This is a genomic window from Phycicoccus endophyticus, from assembly GCF_011326735.1.
Taxonomy (GTDB): domain Bacteria; phylum Actinomycetota; class Actinomycetes; order Actinomycetales; family Dermatophilaceae; genus Phycicoccus; species Phycicoccus endophyticus.
Window position 1 is genome coordinate 296335 of record NZ_JAANCN010000002.1, and the last position, 16868, is coordinate 313202.

The 16868-nt window shown below is 76.2% G+C and carries 17 protein-coding genes; 5 read left to right on the plus strand and 12 right to left on the minus strand.

Annotated elements, in window-relative coordinates:
- Positions 1-65: 65 nt before the first annotated feature.
- Positions 66-1112, plus strand: coding sequence for a 1-acyl-sn-glycerol-3-phosphate acyltransferase (locus G8D98_RS04450; RefSeq protein ID WP_166099614.1), 1047 nt, complete (start codon positions 66-68; stop codon positions 1110-1112).
- A gap of 15 nt (positions 1113-1127) precedes the next feature.
- Here the strand turns inward: G8D98_RS04450 and pheA are convergent, their stop codons facing one another.
- Genes pheA through G8D98_RS04465 form a run of 3 tightly spaced genes read right to left on the minus strand, consistent with a single transcriptional unit; the run spans position 1128 to position 3809 of the window.
- Positions 1128-2093 carry a prephenate dehydratase gene (gene pheA, locus G8D98_RS04455; protein ID WP_166099616.1) on the minus strand — a complete coding sequence of 322 codons (966 nt, stop codon included), beginning with the start codon at positions 2091-2093 and terminating at the stop codon, positions 1128-1130.
- A complete protein-coding gene (locus G8D98_RS04460) occupies positions 2090-2518 on the minus strand; it encodes a DUF4446 family protein (protein WP_166099618.1) in 429 nt (142 codons plus the stop codon). Before G8D98_RS04460 ends, pheA begins: the two co-directional genes overlap by 4 nt.
- A 4-nt stretch (positions 2519-2522) precedes the next feature.
- Positions 2523-3809, minus strand: a complete 1287-nt coding sequence (locus G8D98_RS04465; RefSeq protein WP_166099620.1) for a glycosyltransferase 87 family protein — start codon at positions 3807-3809, stop codon at positions 2523-2525.
- 37 nt (positions 3810-3846) lie between these two features.
- On the opposite strand from G8D98_RS04465, the gene G8D98_RS04470 reads away from it, so the two are divergent.
- Complete coding sequence (locus G8D98_RS04470; RefSeq protein ID WP_166099621.1) at positions 3847-6006, plus strand: hypothetical protein; 2160 nt, start codon at positions 3847-3849, stop codon at positions 6004-6006.
- Here the strand turns inward: G8D98_RS04470 and G8D98_RS04475 are convergent.
- From G8D98_RS04475 to G8D98_RS04495, 5 genes are all read right to left on the minus strand, one after another.
- Complete coding sequence (locus tag G8D98_RS04475; protein ID WP_166099623.1) at positions 5924-7393, minus strand: MptA/MptB family glycosyltransferase; 1470 nt, start codon at positions 7391-7393, stop codon at positions 5924-5926. The two genes, G8D98_RS04470 and G8D98_RS04475, sit on opposite strands and share 83 nt — an antisense overlap.
- Before the next feature lie 68 nt (positions 7394-7461).
- On the minus strand, positions 7462-8181 hold the full coding sequence (locus G8D98_RS04480) for a glycosyltransferase (RefSeq protein ID WP_166099624.1): 720 nt from the start codon (positions 8179-8181) through the stop codon (positions 7462-7464).
- Positions 8181-9071, minus strand: a complete 891-nt coding sequence (locus G8D98_RS04485; protein WP_166099626.1) for a DUF5926 family protein — start codon at positions 9069-9071, stop codon at positions 8181-8183. The genes G8D98_RS04480 and G8D98_RS04485 overlap by 1 nt, the downstream gene beginning before the upstream one ends.
- Positions 9072-9118: 47 nt before the next feature.
- A complete protein-coding gene (locus tag G8D98_RS04490) occupies positions 9119-9610 on the minus strand; it encodes an ATP-binding protein (protein WP_229661860.1) in 492 nt (163 codons plus the stop codon).
- A gap of 9 nt (positions 9611-9619) precedes the next feature.
- On the minus strand, positions 9620-10441 hold the full coding sequence (locus G8D98_RS04495) for a glycerophosphodiester phosphodiesterase family protein (protein ID WP_223179075.1): 822 nt from the start codon (positions 10439-10441) through the stop codon (positions 9620-9622).
- Positions 10442-10581: 140 nt separating this feature from the next.
- Here G8D98_RS04495 and G8D98_RS04500 point away from each other — a divergent pair, with 140 nt between their 5' ends.
- Together G8D98_RS04500 and G8D98_RS04505 are read left to right on the plus strand one after the other, a co-directional pair.
- Entirely contained in the window at positions 10582-11070 is a 489-nt protein-coding gene (locus tag G8D98_RS04500; protein WP_166099629.1) for an RNA polymerase sigma factor, read from the plus strand.
- Positions 11067-11654 carry a methylated-DNA--[protein]-cysteine S-methyltransferase gene (locus G8D98_RS04505; protein WP_166099631.1) on the plus strand — a complete coding sequence of 196 codons (588 nt, stop codon included), beginning with the start codon at positions 11067-11069 and terminating at the stop codon, positions 11652-11654. The genes G8D98_RS04500 and G8D98_RS04505 overlap by 4 nt, the downstream gene beginning before the upstream one ends.
- Before the next feature lie 3 nt (positions 11655-11657).
- Here G8D98_RS04505 and G8D98_RS04510 read toward each other — a convergent pair whose 3' ends face one another.
- Both G8D98_RS04510 and G8D98_RS04515 read right to left on the minus strand, forming a co-directional pair.
- Positions 11658-12437, minus strand: coding sequence for an ABC transporter permease (locus G8D98_RS04510; protein ID WP_229661859.1), 780 nt, complete (start codon positions 12435-12437; stop codon positions 11658-11660).
- Positions 12434-13369 (minus strand): ABC transporter ATP-binding protein, encoded by a 936-nt coding sequence (locus tag G8D98_RS04515; protein ID WP_166099633.1) that lies wholly within the window; start codon positions 13367-13369, stop codon positions 12434-12436. Before G8D98_RS04515 ends, G8D98_RS04510 begins: the two co-directional genes overlap by 4 nt.
- 137 nt (positions 13370-13506) lie before the next feature.
- Between G8D98_RS04515 and G8D98_RS04520 the strand changes: the two genes are divergently transcribed.
- The gene (locus G8D98_RS04520) at positions 13507-14598 is read left to right on the plus strand and encodes a zinc-binding metallopeptidase family protein (RefSeq protein WP_166099636.1); all 1092 of its coding nucleotides are present in this window, start codon (positions 13507-13509) and stop codon (positions 14596-14598) included.
- 30 nt (positions 14599-14628) lie between these two features.
- Here G8D98_RS04520 and G8D98_RS04525 read toward each other — a convergent pair whose 3' ends face one another.
- A complete protein-coding gene (locus G8D98_RS04525) occupies positions 14629-16185 on the minus strand; it encodes an LLM class flavin-dependent oxidoreductase (RefSeq protein WP_166099637.1) in 1557 nt (518 codons plus the stop codon).
- On the minus strand, positions 16182-16613 hold the full coding sequence (locus G8D98_RS04530; protein ID WP_223179074.1) for a tetratricopeptide repeat protein: 432 nt from the start codon (positions 16611-16613) through the stop codon (positions 16182-16184). Before G8D98_RS04530 ends, G8D98_RS04525 begins: the two co-directional genes overlap by 4 nt.
- Positions 16614-16868 lie beyond the last annotated feature (255 nt).

Sequence of the window (16868 nt, forward strand, 5' to 3'; positions counted from 1 at the left end):
CTCGGGGGGCCTCGAGGGCGTCGGGCCGCTCCCGCCGGTCGGTGCGCGCCTCTAGGCTCACCCGCATGCGCGCCCGGAGCATCCCGCCGCCGCCGCCGGCGGTGCGCCGCCTCCTGGCGCCCCTGTGGCCGCTCGTCGGGGTCGTCGTCACCGGCCTCATGGTGCCCGTCGTGCTCGCCGGCGCCGTGCACGCGCTGGTCGACCGCCGGGCCCGGCTGCTGCGGATGGCCTGCCTCGCCGTGCTCCTGCTGTGGGTCGACATCCGCACCCTCGCGCGGTGCTGGGCGCTCGCCGCCGGCTCGGTGACCTCGGGGCGGGTGCCGTGGCGCCGCGCCCACGAGCGGGTCTTCACCGAGGCGCTGGACGCGCTGATGTTCTACACCCGCCGCTGGCTCGGGCTCGAGGTACGGCTGAGCGACCGGATGCACTTCGGCACCGACGGCCGGCCGCTGCTCGCCCTCGCCCGGCACGCCGGCCCGTTCGACTCACTGGCCATCGCCTGGCTGCTGGCGCGCACGGCCGGCCGGCTGCCGCGGATCGTGCTCGCCGAGGCCCTGCGCTGGGACCCGGGCGTGGACACCCTCCTCACCCGGCTGGACTCCTACTTCGTGCCGTCCGCCGGGCGGGACCGGCTCGCCGGGGTGCGCGGGATGGCGGCCTCGCTCGCGCCCGACGACGTCCTGCTGCTCTTCCCCGAGGGCGAGAACTGGACGCCGGCGCGGCGGGCCCGGCTCATCGAGCGGCTGCGCCGGGGCGGCGAGGACGAGCGCGCCGAGCGCGCCGAGCGGCTCGTCAACGTCCTGCCGCCCAAGGTCCGCGGCGCCTGGGCCGCGCGGTCCGCCCGCCCGGACGCCGACGTCATGATCGTCGCGCACGCCGGCTACGGCCAGCTGAGCAGTGCCCGGCTCGTCTGGGAGGCGATGCCCTTCCACGACCGGCCCTTCCTCGTGCGCACCTGGACCTACCGGGCCGAGGACGTCCCCGACGAGCCGGTCGCCTTCGCCGCGTGGCTCGAGGCCCGCTGGCGGCAGGTCGACGCCTGGGTCAGCACGCACACGGCGGCGGGTGGCATCCCCACCGCTCTCGGCCCCGACGAGCAGACCGGGGCGTGAGCTGCCGGGAGGGCCTCAGACCCCGCCGTCGCGGATGGTGTGCAGCCAGGCGCGGGCGGCGGCGAAGTCCGCGTCGCTCGCCTGCGGCGCGATCGTCGCCCGCTGCCGGTCCGCCCGGGGGTAGGAGCCGAGGAAGCGCACCTCGGCGCAGATTCGCCGCAGGCCCATGAGGGCCTCACCGAGGCGCTCGTCGCGGACATGCCCCTCGATGTCGACCGAGAAGCAGTACGAGCCCATCGACGCCTTCGTCGGGCGGGACTCCAGGCGGGTCATGTTGATGCCACGGGCGGCGAACTGCTCGAGCAGCTCGAGCAGGCCACCGGCGTGGTCCTGGCGCTGGTAGAGCACGACGGTGGTCTTGTCGGCCCCGGTCGGCTCCGGGAGCGCTCCGGGGCGGGCGACGAGCACGAACCGGGTGACCGCACCCGTCCGGTCCCCGATCCCGTCGGCGACCACCTCCAGGCGGTGCAGGGTGGCGGCGGCGGGGGCACACACCGCCGCGTCGAACACCGGCCGGCCGGACGCGGCCGCGCGCCCCTCGTGGACCGCCCCGAGGGTCTGCGCGGCGGCGGCGGTCGACAGCGTCGGGACGTACGTGGCGCCGGGCAGGTTGGCCGCCATCCACCCACGCACCTGGGCCCACGCGTGCGAGTGTGTGCCGACGGCGCGCACGTCCGCCAGGGCCGTGCCGGAGCGGGCGGCGAGCACGAAGGAGACCGGCACGAGCACCTCGCCGGTCACGAGCAGCGGGTCGCCGTTGGCGAGGGCGTCGAGGGTGGCCGACACACCTCCCTCGACGGAATTCTCGATCGGCACCATCGTCGCGTCGACCTCGCCCGCGCGGACCGCCGCGACGGCGGCGTCGACCGAGCCGAAGGGGACCCGCTGGGCCCCCTCGGCCTGCGGCCAGGCGTCCAGGGCCATCGAGGTGAACGTCCCCTCGGGGCCGAGGTAGCCGAGGCGGCGGGGGCGGGGGGTCATGGGCGTTCCTTCCCGGTGCGGGCGGCGGCGAGGGCCTGCTGCTCCTCGGGGGTCAGGGTCGCGTCGGGCGTGCCGCCGACGACACCCTTGGCGTACGTCCGCGACTCACCGCGGGCGTGGATCGAGCTGATGACGAGGCCGTCGCCGCGGTCGTCGACGAGCGCGGCGCTGAAGCTCAGCCGGCCACCCATGTCGCCGAAGGCGTCGTAGCGCACCACGGCCACGTGCCGCAGCGCCTGGGCGACCTCGGCCCGCAGCACGGCGAGGTCGCCCTCCCCGGCGGGCCGGTGCGCCTCGAGGGCGGCGACGCGGCGGCGGGTCGCCGCGGTGCGGACGAGGAGGACGACGACGCCGACGAGTGCGAGCACGACCCCCGCGCCGAGGAGCCCGGCGACGAGCCCGTCGGGGAGCGGCTGCGACGACATGCCCTCAGGCTAGGGCGGAGGCCCGGCGCGCGGCGCCGTCGTCCGCCGGGGTGTCCCCGGGTGCCGGCCGGCCCTCCCCCGCTGCCCGGCCGAGCCACCACAGCAGGACGAGGCAGCCGAGGGCACCGGCGACGTCCGCGTTCTGGAGGGCCCGGCCGGCCCACCGCGGCCAGTCCGGGTGCGCGAGCCAGCTGATCCCCCACCACGGAAGGCGCATCGTGAAGAACACGACGACACCGGCCGCCGCCCACACCCGGCGCCGGTCGCGCCACGGGTCGGCGCCGAGGACGGCGAGGACGACGACGACCACCCAGTGGTAGTGGTGGATCCACGCCACGGGCGAGAGGAGGCACGCGAGCAGCCCGACGACGGCGACCTCGCCGACGGGGTCGCCGGCTTGGTACCGCCGGGCGGCCAGCCGGAACCCGGCCAGCGCGAGGAGCAGGACGATGCCGGCCCAGAGGAGCGTCCCGGCCGTCCCCTCCGGCCCGAGGCGCAGGAGCAGCCCACGCACCGACTGGTTGGACGTCCCCGCGTTCGGGCCGAGACGGTCGGGGTCGCGCAGCGCGCTCGTCCAGTACGTCCACGACGCCGACGGCACGAGCACCGCGGCGGCGACGGTGGCGGCGACGGCGGTGGCCACCGCCGTGCCCGCCTCGCGCCACCGGCGGGTCACCAGCAGGTGGACGACGAAGACCCCCGGCGTCAGCTTGACCGCCGTCGCCAGCCCGACGAGGACACCCCGCGGGAGCCGGCGCACGAGCCCCGGGCGCGGCGCCTGGAGGTCGACGAGGCAGGCCAGCACGAGGAAGGCGTTGACCTGGCCGAACCGGATGCCGTCGGCGACGGGGTGCAGCCAGAGCATCGGCGCGGTGAGCCCCGCGAGCGCGAGCGGCGCCCAGCGCCCGGCCCGCACGAGCAGCCGGCGGCCGGCGAGCCAGGTGACGGCGGTGGTCGCGAGCACCTGGAGGACCGCCCACAGCCAGCCGACGACGCCGAACGGCAGCAGGGCGAGCGGCACCGCGAGGAACGCCGCGAACGGCGGATAGGTGAACGGCAGCAGCTGCGGTGGCTCGGTGAGGGTCGAGTAGACCGGGCGCCCGGTGAGCAGCGACACCCCCGCGGCGCGGTAGACCTCGACGTCGACCTGCCACTGGTCCAGCGGCCAGAACACGAGGTAGCGCAGCACGACCGGCGCCGCGGCGAGCGCCAGCAGGAGCCCGCCGAGCAGCCAGCGCCACCCCCCCGCCGGCGCGGACGGTGCGGGCTCCTCGGTGGTCCGGGTGGTCACCGCACCATTCTCACCGGCACTGCGTACCCTGTCCGGCGTGACCCGCGCAGCCCTGGCCCCCGCGCTCGCGTTCGTCGCCCTGGTGGCCGGGCTCCTCGTGGCCACGCCCACCCCGGCGAACGCCGAGCAGACCGGCGCGGTCGTCCTCGTCGGCACCGGCGGCGTCAGCTGGTCCGACGTCGACGAGGAGACCACCCCGAACCTGTGGTCGCTGCTGCGCGACGGGTCCTCGGCAGCGCTCTCGGTGCGGTCGGTGACCTCGACGACCTGCCCCGGGGACGGCTGGCTCGGGCTCTCCGCGGGGACCCGCGCGGGCGTCCCCCGCGAGGGCAGCGAGCCCAACCCGGCCAACCGCCCCTGCCCCGAGGACCCCACGGTCGTCGACGGGCGGGTCACCGAGTGGGACGACTACCTCGACGCCGCCGAGGAGCAGTCGTTCGACACCCACCTCGGTCTCCTCGCCGAGCAGGTCGAGGACGCCGGGATGTGCGTCGAGGCCGTCGGTGCCGGCGCGGCGGCCGGGGCGGCCCGCCCCGACGGCACCGTCGAGCACTACACCGACTTCGTCCCGGAGAACCTCCTCGTCGACCTCAACACCTGCCCGGTGACGCTCGTCGACGTCGGCGCCCTGCGCGACCCGCAGGACGTCGCCGACGGCGAGTTCACCAGCGGGTCGCGCGAGGAGCAGCTGCGCGCCATCGACCAGCGCATCGGCCAGGTGCTCGAGGCCGGCCCGAACGGTGCCGACTTCGTCGTCGCCAGCCTCGCCGACGCCGGACTCTCCGAGCGCCTGCGCCTCGTCATCGCCCGCGGGCCGCACTTCGGGCCGGGGACGCTCCACTCGGGCTCGACCCGCCAGGTCGGTCTCACCCAGTCCCCCGACCTGACCGCGACCGTCCTCGCGGACGTCGGCCTCTCGGTGCCCGACGCGGTGACCGGCTCCCCGCTGACCTCCGACCCCGCCGCCGACAACTCCGAGCGGCGCGCGCGCGAGCGGCTGACCGCCCTGCGCGACCTCGACGAGGCCAGCCACGACGTCCACGGTCTCGTCGAGCCGTTCTTCCAGGTCTTCGCCTACGGCCAGCTCGTCGTCTACCTGCTCGTCCTGCTCGTGTGGAAGGGGCGGATCGGGTCCGAGGAGACCCGCACCACCGTGCTCCTACGGGTACGGGCGCTGTCGGTGGCGGCCGCGTCGGTCCCGGTCTCGACGTTCCTCGCCAACCTCGTGCCGTGGTGGCGCTTCCCGCTGGAGATGCTCGCGGTCGTCGTCGCCGTCCTCGCGTTCGTCGCCGTCATCGCCGGAGCCGCGCTGCGGGGGCCGTGGGCACGCTGGCAGCTCGGGCCGATGGCGTTCGTCTCCGCCGTCACCGCCACCGTGCTCGCCGCCGACGTCGTCACCGGGTCGCGCCTGCAGCTGTCCTCGCTCATGGGGCTCCAGCCGGTGGTCGCCGGGCGCTTCTACGGGATGGGGAACCCGACGTTCGCGCTGTTCGGCACGGCGACGCTGCTGCTCGCGACCGCGGTGTCCTCGTGGCTCGTGCTCCGCGGCGCCCCCGGCCCGGCCGCGGTCGCGGTCGCGGTGCTCGGCCTCGGAGCGCTCCTCGTCGACGGCGCACCGTTCTGGGGCGCCGACGGCGGAGGTCCCCCGGCGCTGCTGCCGGCCGTGGTCTACCTCGTCCTGGCCGTCCTCGGCATCCGGATGACGTGGCGGCGCTGGCTGCTCGTCGCCGTCGCGGTGGTCCTCGTCTTCTTCGGCGTGGCGGGGGCGGACTGGCTGCGTGCACCGGCCGACCGCAGCCACCTGGGCCGGTTCGTCCAGGCGATGATCGACGGGACGGCGGGCGACATCGTTCTGCGCAAGGCCCACCAGAACTGGGACATCCTCACGAGCAACGCACCGCTGACGCTGCTCGTACCGGCCGCCCTGCTCTTCGTCGTCTACGTCCTCGCCCGCCCGACCTCGTGGGGCTCGCGGGCCCTCCAGCGCTCCTACGACGGCGCCCCGACCCTGCGACCCGGGCTCGTGGCCCTCGTCCTCATGCTCGCGATCGGCTTCGCGGTCAACGACTCCGGGGTCGCGATCCCGGCGGTCGGAGCCACCCTCGCGGTGCCCCTCATCGTGTCGGTGTCGGTGGGCTTCCTGCTCGAGGAGGCCCGAACCACCGCCCCGACCCGCCGCGCGCGCCGGCGGCGCTGACCCCCAGCGTCACCACCCACAGGAGCAGCACGAGCCACGGGGCGACCTCGCGCCGGAACCCCATCGAGGCGGCCTCGACCGCGGGCGTCATCCCGAGGACCCGCCCGGGGACGTAGGCGAGGGCCATCACGGCCAGCCGGGCCAGGGCGAGCAGGTCCACCGTTCCCGGGACGAGGGCGGGCAGCGCCGACCAGACGAGGACGTCGTACCAGGGCAGCGAGTACGGCGCTGCGAGGGAGTAGGCCAGGGCGAGGACGGCGACGAGCCACAGGGCCAGCACCGCCGGCCGGTTCCCGGCCTCCTCCTGCGGCGCCGCAGGCCGGGTGGCGCGTGCGAGCGCCGCGGCCATCACCACGGCGACGACGGCGGCGCCGAGGGTGACCAGCGAGCGTGCCTGGTCCTCGCCGAGGTCGCCGCGCAGGGCCTCGAACAGTGGACGCCACGGCGTCGCCAGCGACACCGCGTCCCGCGAACGGCGCAGCTGGTCGTACACGTGCGGACCGGCCCAGGCGTGCAGCGCCCCCGCGACGAGGACGGAGCCGGCGACGAGGCCGACCGTGCGGGCGACGGCCTCCCGCGGGGCCCTCCGGGCCAGCCACACCCCGCCGACGACGGCGAGCAGGCCCACCCCGTAGGTCACCTTCGTCGAGGCGGCGAGGCCGAGCACGGCCCCGGCCAGCAGCCCACCCGTGGGTCCGGGGCGCCGTGCGAGGAGCGCCACCCCGGCGGCGACGAAGGCCGCGGCCACCACGTCGACGTGCGCCCCGAGCACGCCGACGCCGAGGACGAGCGGGTTGGTCGTCCAGGCGACGTCGACCCGCCCGTGCAGCCGCTGGGGCAGGGCCGCGCGCAGGGCGGCGCGGGTCGCGAGCCAGGCCAGGACGACGAGCAGCTGCCAGACCCAGACCTCCTGGCGCAGCTGCGGCCCGCCGAGCGCGGCCGAGAGGCCGTGCAGGAGGGTCGCGGCGGGTCCGTAGACGCTCGGCTCCTCCGTCCACGGTGCCTCGACCCGGCTGGTCACCGGGTCGCTGCCGCCGGCCCAGGTCTGCGGGGAGGCGACCCAGGGGTTCCCGCCCATGACGAGGATCCGCCCGTAGGCGACGTAGCTGATGTGGTCGGCCGAGCCGAACGGGGCGACGAGGAGGGCCCCGAGCGCCAGCCCGCCCGCGCCCCACCAGCCGCGCAGGGCCCGTGCGCCCCGGCGCAGACCGACGAGCACCCCGGCCGCGCCGAGCAGGTAGGCCGCCGCGAGCACCGCGGTGACGGTCGCCGGCCCGAGGGTGACCGGCAGCAGCGGACCGGGGGCCCAGCCGCGGGGCAGCAGGTCGGGCTGGGCGGCGTTCGGGCGGCTCAGGCCGACGAGCAGCAGCAGGCCGGTGGCGGCCACGAGGAGGATGCGCCGGGCACCCTCGGACCGACGAGCCCCGAGCGGCCCGGTACCCCCCGGTGGCGTCCTCAGCCCCGGTGCCACGGACGCCACCCGCGCCGGACGAGGGCGAGCCAGACGTCGCGGTACTGGGCGGCGCGGTGCAGCTGCCCCCGCCAGTCCGAGCCGCTGACCCGGTGCTGGAGTGCGCACGGGACCTCGAGCACCCGCAGGCCGGCCCGCAGGACGTCGACGGTGAGTGCCGTCTCGACCCCCCAGCCGCGCGCGAGCGGGGTGGCGGCGGTGTACGCGGCCGGTGAGAGGCAGCGCATCCCCGAGAGCGGCTGCACGGGACGGAATCCGGTGAGCCGCTCGATCCCGCCGCGGGCCAGGCCGACGACGAGGCCACGGCCGCCGCCGGCGGTCAGCTGCTCGGGCAGCGTCGCGACGGTCATGTCCGCCGACCCGGCGAGGACCGCGTCGGTGAGCACGCCGAGGGCGGCTGCGGTCTCCTGGAGGTCGCCGTCGACGAAGAGCAGCGCCGCCGGTGGCTCGCCGGCGCGGTCCTCGAGCTCACGGACCCGGGCCACGCCGGTCTCGAGCGCCGCGGCCTTGCCCCGGTTCGTGCCGTGCCGGACGACATCGGCTCCCGCGGCCTCGGCAGCCGCGGTCGTCGCGTCGCCGCTGCCGTCGTCGACGACGACGACCCGGCCCACGACGTCGAGCGCGGCCACCGCCTGCACGGTCGCGGCGATCCGGTCGGCCTCGTCCTTGCACGGCACGACGGCGGCGACCCGGCCGGTCGCCATCAGCGGAGGGTGACCTGACGGCTCAGCAGCCCGGCGCGGGCCCGGCGCTCGTCACCGGTGAGTGCCCGGTCCTGCGCGAGGGCCTCGGCGTAGCGCCGACCCCAGGCGGCGAGCTCGTCCTCGTGGGCGGATGCCTCGAGCTCGGGGTCGAGGTCCCACACGGGCACGAGCAGCCCGCAGGCCCGGAACGCGCCGAGCAGCCGGGTCCCGTCGCCGAGCCCGTCGGCACCCGCCGCGTGCAGCCGGGCGAGCGCGTCGGTGGCGGGGTCCTCGTCCTCGGGCAGGACGAGCCGGATGTGGGCCCGCTCGCCGATCCGCACCCAGTAGGCCGAGGTCATCGCCTCGAGCGCGCGGGTCGGCACGATCGACTCGTTGGCCCGCTCGAGCGACTCCTTGGCCTCGCCCTCGAGGTCCTGGCCCTCGACCCAGAAGTCGAAACCCTCGTGGAGGGTGACCTCGACGGGGGCGTCGGCGACGAGGACGTCCTGGAGCCGGGGGGTGTCGGCGGTCGCCGGCGAGGTCGTGGTGACCGGGGTGCCCTCCGGCGCGGCCAGGCCGGCGAGCAGCTGGGCGGCCAGGTCGCGCGAGGCGTCACCGCTGGAGCTGCCGGACTGGGTGCCGATGAGCACCGTGCCGTCGGCCCGGTGCAGCGCGGGCCAGGCGAGCGGGAGGACGGTGGCGACCGTGACCTCGCTCGGTGCCCCGTCGGGGACGTGCTCGGGCCGCACGGAGACGACCGCGGTGGCCGCGGGGAGGATCTCGCGCAGGGCCACCCACTCGCTCTCTCCCGGCAGGCCGGCGAACGGCCGCGGCTCGAACGGCGCCGGGCGGGGCCGGGTGGCCTTCGCGGAGCGGCCGGGGCCGCGCTGACGTCGGGATGCCTTGCCCATGCGCGTCACCCTAGAGGACCGCCCGCGGGGGGCGAGCGGCGCTCGCGTCAGGTGGCGCGCCGGCGGCTCGGCCCGCCGAGGGTGGCCCACACGACGTTGCCGGTGCGGTCCTCGGTGACTCCCCACTCGTGGGCCATGGACCGCACGATCCGCAGACCGCGGCCCGAGGAGAGCCAGACGGTGCGCGGCGCCGGCTTGGGCGTCGTCGCGCCGCCGCCGTCGGTGACCTCGACCTCGACGACCTCGCCGCGGATCTTCCAGCGCACCCGGATCGTGCCGTCGGAGAGGGGCCGGGCGTGGCGGACCGCGTTGGTCAGCAGCTCCGAGGCCACGATCTCGGCCTCGCCGACGAGGTCCTCGGGGAGGTCACGGCCGGTGAGGTCGGCGACGACCGCCTTGCGCACCGAGGCGACCGCGGCCGGGTCGGCGGGCACCCGCACGGTGCAGACGATGCTGTCGACCCCCGGCCCGGAGGTCTCGACGACCTCGGGGTCGGTGTCGCCCGGCACCGGGGCGACGGACGGGTCGGGCGAGGTCACCGCACCAACCTACCCGCCGGCCGCGAACCGGTCGATGGCCCGCCGGGGGCGGTTGGTGATGACGACGTCCACCCCGAGCTCGCGGCACAGGTCCAGGTCGGCCGTCTCGTCGACGGTCCACACGAACACGCCGTGGCCGTGCTTGCGGAACTTGCGCACGAGCTTGGGCTTGCGCCGGACGAGGGCGATGTCGAGCCCGACGACCCCGACCCCCTTGGGCAGGGTCCCGTCGAGCGGCAGCGAGGGGCCCTTGGCCGAGACCAGGTGGACGAGCGGGACCTGGGGTGAGAGCTTGTGCACCCGCTGCAGCGCCCGGGCGGAGAAGGACATGACCCGTACGCGCGGCCGGCCGGGCCGGTCGCCGCGGTCGAGGTCGAAGGAGCGCAGGACCTGCACGAGGGTCTTCTCGACGTCGTCGCCGTGACGCGTCGGGTGCTTGGTCTCGACGAGGACGATCGGCTCGCCGCCCTCCTCGACGATGGTGGCGAGCAGCCGCCGCAGGGTGAGCAGGCGCGCACGCTCCGGGTCGGAGTCGGGGGCCTCGAGGTCCTCGGGGCGGGTCTTCCACGAGGCCCAGTCCAGCTCCTCGAGCCGGGCCAGCTCGAGGGTGGAGACGACGCCGGCACCGTTGGAGGTGCGCTCGACCCGCCGGTCGTGGACGCACACGAGGTGGTGGTCGGCGGTCAGCCGCACGTCGCACTCGACGCCGTCGGCGCCGTGCGCGAACGCCTTGCGGTAGGCGCGGAGCGTGTGCTCGGCCTCCTCGTCGCTCGCGCCGCGGTGGGCGACGACGAGTGGGGTCGCGGTGGCCTGGTGCTGCTCGACGGTCACGGCGACCATCATTCCCGGCGCACGCCCCCCGTGTCGGCCCCGGGGTCCACGACACGCGCATTTCACCCCGTGTTCGTGGCCCCTCCACCGCGGCCGGTGGGCCGCGCTCACACGACGGCGCGTCCTACCGTTGGACCATCGTGAGCCTCCCACCCTTCCAGCAGCTCGTCGACGACCACTGGCGCGACGTGGCCCGGCTGGCCCACGGCCTCGCCGGCCCGGTCCACGGGGACGACGTCGCCCAGCAGGCCTGGACGCAGGCCCTCGCGGCCTACCCCCGGCTCACGCACGCGCGCAACCTGCGCTCGTGGCTGCTCACCATCACCCACCGGTGCGCGATGGACCACCACCGCACCCGGGGCCGCACCACCGCGCACGAGGACCCCGCCTCGCTCGCGCAGGCACCGGTCGAGCCACCTCCGCAGGCCCCGGACGACGTGCTCTGGCAACGGGTGCGCGCCCTGCCCGAGCGGCAGCGCCAGGCGGTGGTCCTGCGGTTCGTCGGCGACCTCGACCACCGGGCCGTCGCCGCCGCCCTCGCCACCTCACCCGGGATGAGCCGGCGTCTCGTCAGCGACGCCCTGGCCACCCTCCGACTCGAGCTCACCGACCCCGAGGACCCCCGATGACACCACCGACCGACCCGTTCACCGCGTTCGCGCCTGCGCTGGCCGGTCCGCCCCGGCTGGAGCCGACCGACGTCTCCTACGTCCTCGAGGACACCTCGCTCGGGCGGATGCTGCTCGCCGTGCGCGACGACGGCCGGGTGCTCACCACCGCCTTCGCCCCGGACGCCGCCCACGAGCAGCACTGGCTGGAGCGGGTCGCTCAGCGGGTGAGCCCCCGGGTGCTGCGCCACCCGCGACCCACCGACGCGGTGCGCCGGGCCCTCGAGGACTTCCTCGCGGGCCGGGCGCGGCAGGTGGCGGTCGAGCCCGACCTCGCGCTGCTCTCGGACTTCCAGCGGCTCGTGCTCACCGGCCTGGCGGCGTCGGTCGGCTACGGCCGGCGCACGACCTACGCCGCCCTCGCGCAGCACCTCGGGCGGCCGCGAGCCGCGCGGGCGGTCGGTACGGCGCTCGCCGGGAACCCCCTGTGCGTCACGCTGCCGTGCCATCGTGTCCTGCCCGCGGCGGGCGGCGTCGGCGGGTACGCCGGCGGCCCGGCGGCGAAGGAGGCGCTGCTCGCCCTCGAGGCCCGCAGCGCGGGGTGAGGGTCACGCCCAGCGGAACCAGCGCACCGCGGCGACTCCGAGGACGACGGCCCAGCCGGCGACGACGCCGAGGTCGAGCGCCGACGGGAACGCCCCGGCCATCGCGTCGCCGAGCGCCTGGGCGCCGGCACCGAGAGGGGTGTACCCGACCACCTGGCCCAGCAGCTGCGGCATGACCTGGACGGGAAGCCACACCCCGGAGGTGAACATCATCGGGAACAGCAGCGAGGTCCCGACCGCCTGGGCCACCTTCGTCGTCGGCGAGACGGCAGTGACGAGGGCGCCGAGCCCGCTCATCGCCGCGACGACGAGCACGAGGGCCACGGCGTAGCCCAGTGGGGACGCGGGCAGCGGCACGCCGAACCCGGCGCGTCCCACGACCAGCACGAGGACCACGGAGACCAGCACCGCCACCGCGTGGACGAGGACCTGGGCGAGCAGCAGCGTCCCCGCGGACAGCGGTGTCGTCCGCAACCGGGTGACGATGCCGCGCTCGCGGTAGCTCGTGAGGACCGGCGGCATCGTCTGGACCCCCGCGACGAGCACCGCCAGGAGGACGCAGACCGGCACGTAGAGGTCGAGCACGCGCGCTCCCCCGAGGTCGGGCGTGGGCTCCCGGAAGCTCGGGACCAGCGCGATGGCACACAGCAGCGCGGTCGGGAAGACGAGGACCCAGAACCAGGCCCCCGGCTCCCGGACGAACAGCCGCGCCTCGGTCCACAGCAGCGCGCGGGCGCCGGCCGAGCGCTCCAGCGCCGAGGGCTCCCGGCCGTGCGTGGTCACCTGCGCTCCTCGGGCCGGGCGGTCTCCGGGCGGCGTACGAGGTCGAGGTAGGCCTGGTCGAGGCTGCCGTCGGACACCCGCAGACGTCCCGGTCGGACACCGCGTGCGTGCAGCCGCTCCAGGACGAGCAGCACCGCCTCGTCGCTGCCGGTGACGAGGACCCGTCCGTCCTCGCAGCGGACTGCCGCGACCCCGGCGACCGCCGAGAGCTCGGTCGGGTCGAGCGCGGGCTCGGGAGTGAAGGCCATGACGGTCGCGTCGGCACCGCCGACGAGCTCGCGCGGCGTCCCCGTGGCCCGGACCCGGCCCCCGACGATGACGGTCACCCGGTCGCAGAGCAGCTGGGCCTCCTCCATCGAGTGCGTGACGAGCAGGACCGTCGTCCCGCGGTCCCGGGTCTCGCGGACGATCTGCCAGGTGTCGCGCCGGGCCTCGGGGTCCAGCCCGGTGGTCAGCTCGTCGAGGATGACGAGCGTGGGCCGGCCGAGGAGGGCCAGGGCGATCGACAGCCGCTGGCGCTGCCCGCCGCTGAGGCGGTCGAAGCGCCGCCCGAGGAGGCCCTCGAGGCCCAGCCGCCCGGCGAGCTCGCGCCACGGGACGGGGTCGGCGTAGAGGGCCGACCAGAGCGCGAGCGCCTCGCCCACCCGCAGCTTCGGCTGCAGCTGGGCCTCCTGCAGCTGGACGCCGACGAGCCGCGTGGCGGCCCTCCGGTCGGCGGCCGGGTCGATGCCCGCGACCCGGACGCTGCCGGAGTCCGGTCTGCGCAGCCCGGCGACGGTCTCCACGGTGCTCGTCTTGCCGGCGCCGTTCGGTCCGAGGACGCCGTGGATCTCCCCCTGCTCGACGGTGAGGGACACCCCGGCGACGGCCTCGAGGTCGCCGTGGGAGACGCACAGCTCGGTGACCTCGACGAGAGGCACGGCAGGGCCCATGCCTCGAGCATGACAACGCCGGCTCCGCCCCGCAGCCGTCCGGCGAAAGAGGAGTGCGGCACGCCGGTCCCGAACGCGGCGCGGGCCCGTGTGCACACCCCGCCTCCTCGGTCGGGGCGGGGTGACATAGTGCGCTCGTGCGTGCCTTCCGCTGCCGGGTGTGTGACAGCCCGCTCTTCTTCGAGAACTCCGTGTGCGTCTCCTGCGGCACCCCGCTCGCCTTCTCCCGCGAGGAGCGGGCGATCGTCCCCGTCGACGACCAGGGGCGCTACGTCGACGCCGGCGGGATGCTCTGGTACGTCTGCGCCAACCGCGAGGTCGCCGCCTGCACGTGGCTGGCCCGGGCCGAGGGCGGGCAGTGCTCGGCGTGCGAGCTCACCCGCACCCGGCCCGCCGACGACGACACCGTCGGCCTGGCCCAGCTGCCCGTCGCGGAGGCGGCCAAGCGCCACCTCGTCGTCGAGCTGGACGCCCTCGGCTTCCCCGTCATCGGCAAGCACGAGGACGCCGTCAACGGGCTGGCCTTCGACCTGCTCTCCAGCGTCGACGAGAGCGTCGTCATCGGCCATGCCGACGGCGTGGTGACGATCGACCTCGCGGAGTCGGCCGACGACCGGCGGGAGAAGGTGCGCGTCGAGCTCGACGAGCCGTACCGGACCATGCTCGGGCACTTCCGGCACGAGGTGGGGCACTACTACGACTGGCAGCTCGTCACCGACGGCCCGCTGCGCGAGCGCTACCGAGAGCTGTTCGGGGACGAGACCGCCGGCTACCAGGCCGCCATCGACCGGCACTACGCCGAGGGCCCGCCCGCGGACTGGCGCGAGCACTACATCTCCGCCTACGCGACGATGCACCCGTTCGAGGACTTCGCCGAGTGCTTCGCGCACTACCTGCACATCTGCGACACCGTGGACACCGCCGCCGAGCAGGGCCTGCTCACCGTCTCACCGGCGGCCTTCTCGAGCGTGCGCGACCTCGTCGTCGGGGTCTGGGTGCCGCTGTCGACCGCGCTGAACCAGATCAACCGCTCGATGGGCAAGGACGACCTCTACCCGTTCGTCATCCCGGCCGCCGTCCTCGACAAGCTGGCCTTCGTCGCCTCGGTCGTCCCCGGCTCCTCGGCTCCGGGCGCGAGCGGTGCCCAGCCCACCCACGCCGAGGACGTCCGCAGCGCCAACCGGGCCGAGAGCCGGCGCCGGGGCTTCCTGCGTCGGCTGCGCGGCTGAGCGCCCCCGGCGGCGGGCAGGGCCCCGCGGTCAGTGGAACCCGTGGCGCGCGAGCGGGTGCATCAGCTCGCGCTCCTCGTAGGCCAGGTGCGAGAGCAGGGTGTCGGTGAGCAGGTCGACGACGTGCCGGAGGCGCTCGAGCGCCCCGTCCTCCTCGGCGACGAGCGCGACGAGCGCGCGGTCGACGTCGTCGAGGACGTCGTGGATGACCTCGTGCTCCTCCTCGAGGCGGGTGATGACCGGTGCCGCCTCCGGGTCGGTCCAGCGCAGATGCGGGAAGATCGCCTGGTCCTCGAGGGTGTGGTGGCCGGTGACGACCCGGCAGTACGACTCGCAGTAGGCCCCGAGGGTCCACTGGTTCTGGCGCATCGTCATCGCGTTGACCGCCGAGCGCGCGGACCCGACCGAGAGCATCCCTCGGGCCACCTGGTCGACGATGTCGCGCACCTGGGCCAGCTCGGCCCGCAGGTGGTCGTGGACCTCGACGAGGTGACGGGGCGCGGCGAGCTCGGCGTCGGAGTAGCCGGCGGACCCGGAGCGGTCGGGGTAGGTCGGGCGGGCCGCCTCGTCCCACGCGAGCTCTCCGGTCAGCCGGGTGCCGTCGTCCGGGGTCGGGACGAAGGGGGTGGCGGTCGAGGAGACGGGTGCCCGCTGCGACGGTGCCTGGTCGGCCAGCGGCTGCCCGCCCGTGGCCGCCTCCGGTGGCCGGGTGGCCGCCCCGGCCCGGCCGGCCTCGACGAGCTCGCGGGTCGCCGGCGCGACCTGCCCGGCCCACGCCTCGACGAGGGCCGGGTCGTCGGTCCCGAGGACGAACGTCGACATCCCCTGCTCGAGGGCCAGGGCCGCGAGCTGCTCGGGCCAGTCACCGGGCCGGCCGCGCAGCCCGCGCGGCCCGGGGAAGACGTTGTACAGGCGCCGCACGTCCTCGGGCGCCCGGCCCGCGGCCACGGCGGCCTCGTCGATGGTCGCGTTCATCGGGCCGAGGTCCTCCGGGTCGGCGTAGCCCATGCTCGGCAGCCACCCGTCGGCGAGCCGGCCGGTGACCCGCAGCATCCGCGGCTTGTAGGCGCCGAGCCAGATGCCGACGGGGTGGGCCGGGCGGGGGCCGGCGTGCAGGCCCACGACCCGGTGGTGGGTGCCGTCGACGCGCACCGAGCCCTCGCCGCTCCACATCGCGCGCAGCACCTCGACCGCCTCGACGAGGGCGTCGACCGCCTCCCGGGGCGCGAGCCGGGTGCCACCCGCGGCCTCGATGGCGTCCCAGAACGCCCCCGTGCCGAGGCCGAGCTCGACCCGGCCGCCGGTGAGCAGGTCGAGGGAGGCGACCGCCTGGGCGAGGACGGCCGGCGGGCGCAGCGGCAGGTTGGCGACGTTCGGGGCGACCCGGACGGTGCTCGTGCGTGCACCGATGACCGACAGCAGCGTCCAGGCGTCGAGGTGCCCGGCCTGGTAGGGGTGGTCCTGGACGCTCACGAGGTCGAGCCCGAGGACGTCGGCGAGCTGGGCGAGCTCGAGGACCCGGTCCGGCGCGCCGGCGTCGGGGGTGGGGAAGAGGCCGAACTCCAGGGCGTGGCCGTAGTCGCTCATCGCCCGCTCCCGGTCCCCGCGGACGGGCCCTGCTCGCCGTCGCCCTCGACGCCGGCGTCGCCGGGCAGCTCGTCGCGCACGAGCGGCGGCAGCCGGCCCGCGTCGCCGTACCCGCCGAGCAGCTCGGCCATCGCCAGGTGGGGACGGGCCTCGGCCGGCCGGCCCTGGCGCTGCAGGGTGCGCCCGAGCAGGAGGTTGGCGTACGCCTCGTCCGGGTCGTCGACGAGGATCGCCCGGGTCACCCGCTCGGCCCGCCCCAGCTGGGCGGAGTGGTAGTAGGAGCGGGCGAGCAGCAGGCGCAGCTCGGTCGTGCCGTGCAGGGGCGGCTCGTAGGCGCTGGCGTCGACGAGCGCCGACAGCTCCTCGGCGGCCGCCCGGTACTCGCCGTGCTCGAAGAGCCCCCGGGCTCGCTGGTATCGCTCGGCCATGCCGAGCTCGGAGGAGGTCATGGCCTCGACAACGCGGCGCCCACGCATCGTGTTCCGGACACGACACCCCGAGGCTCTCCCACCGCTGCCGCTCCAGGGGGCAGGATCGGAGGCGATGTCCGTCCCCCCGACCTCACCCCCCGAGCACGAGCCGGCGCCCGACGCCCGCCCGCGCCGGTTCGCGCGCTCCGCCCGCCGGGTCGGCCACGGGGGCGGCGCCGGTCTCCGGGCCGTCGGCCGCGGCGGCGCCGCCTC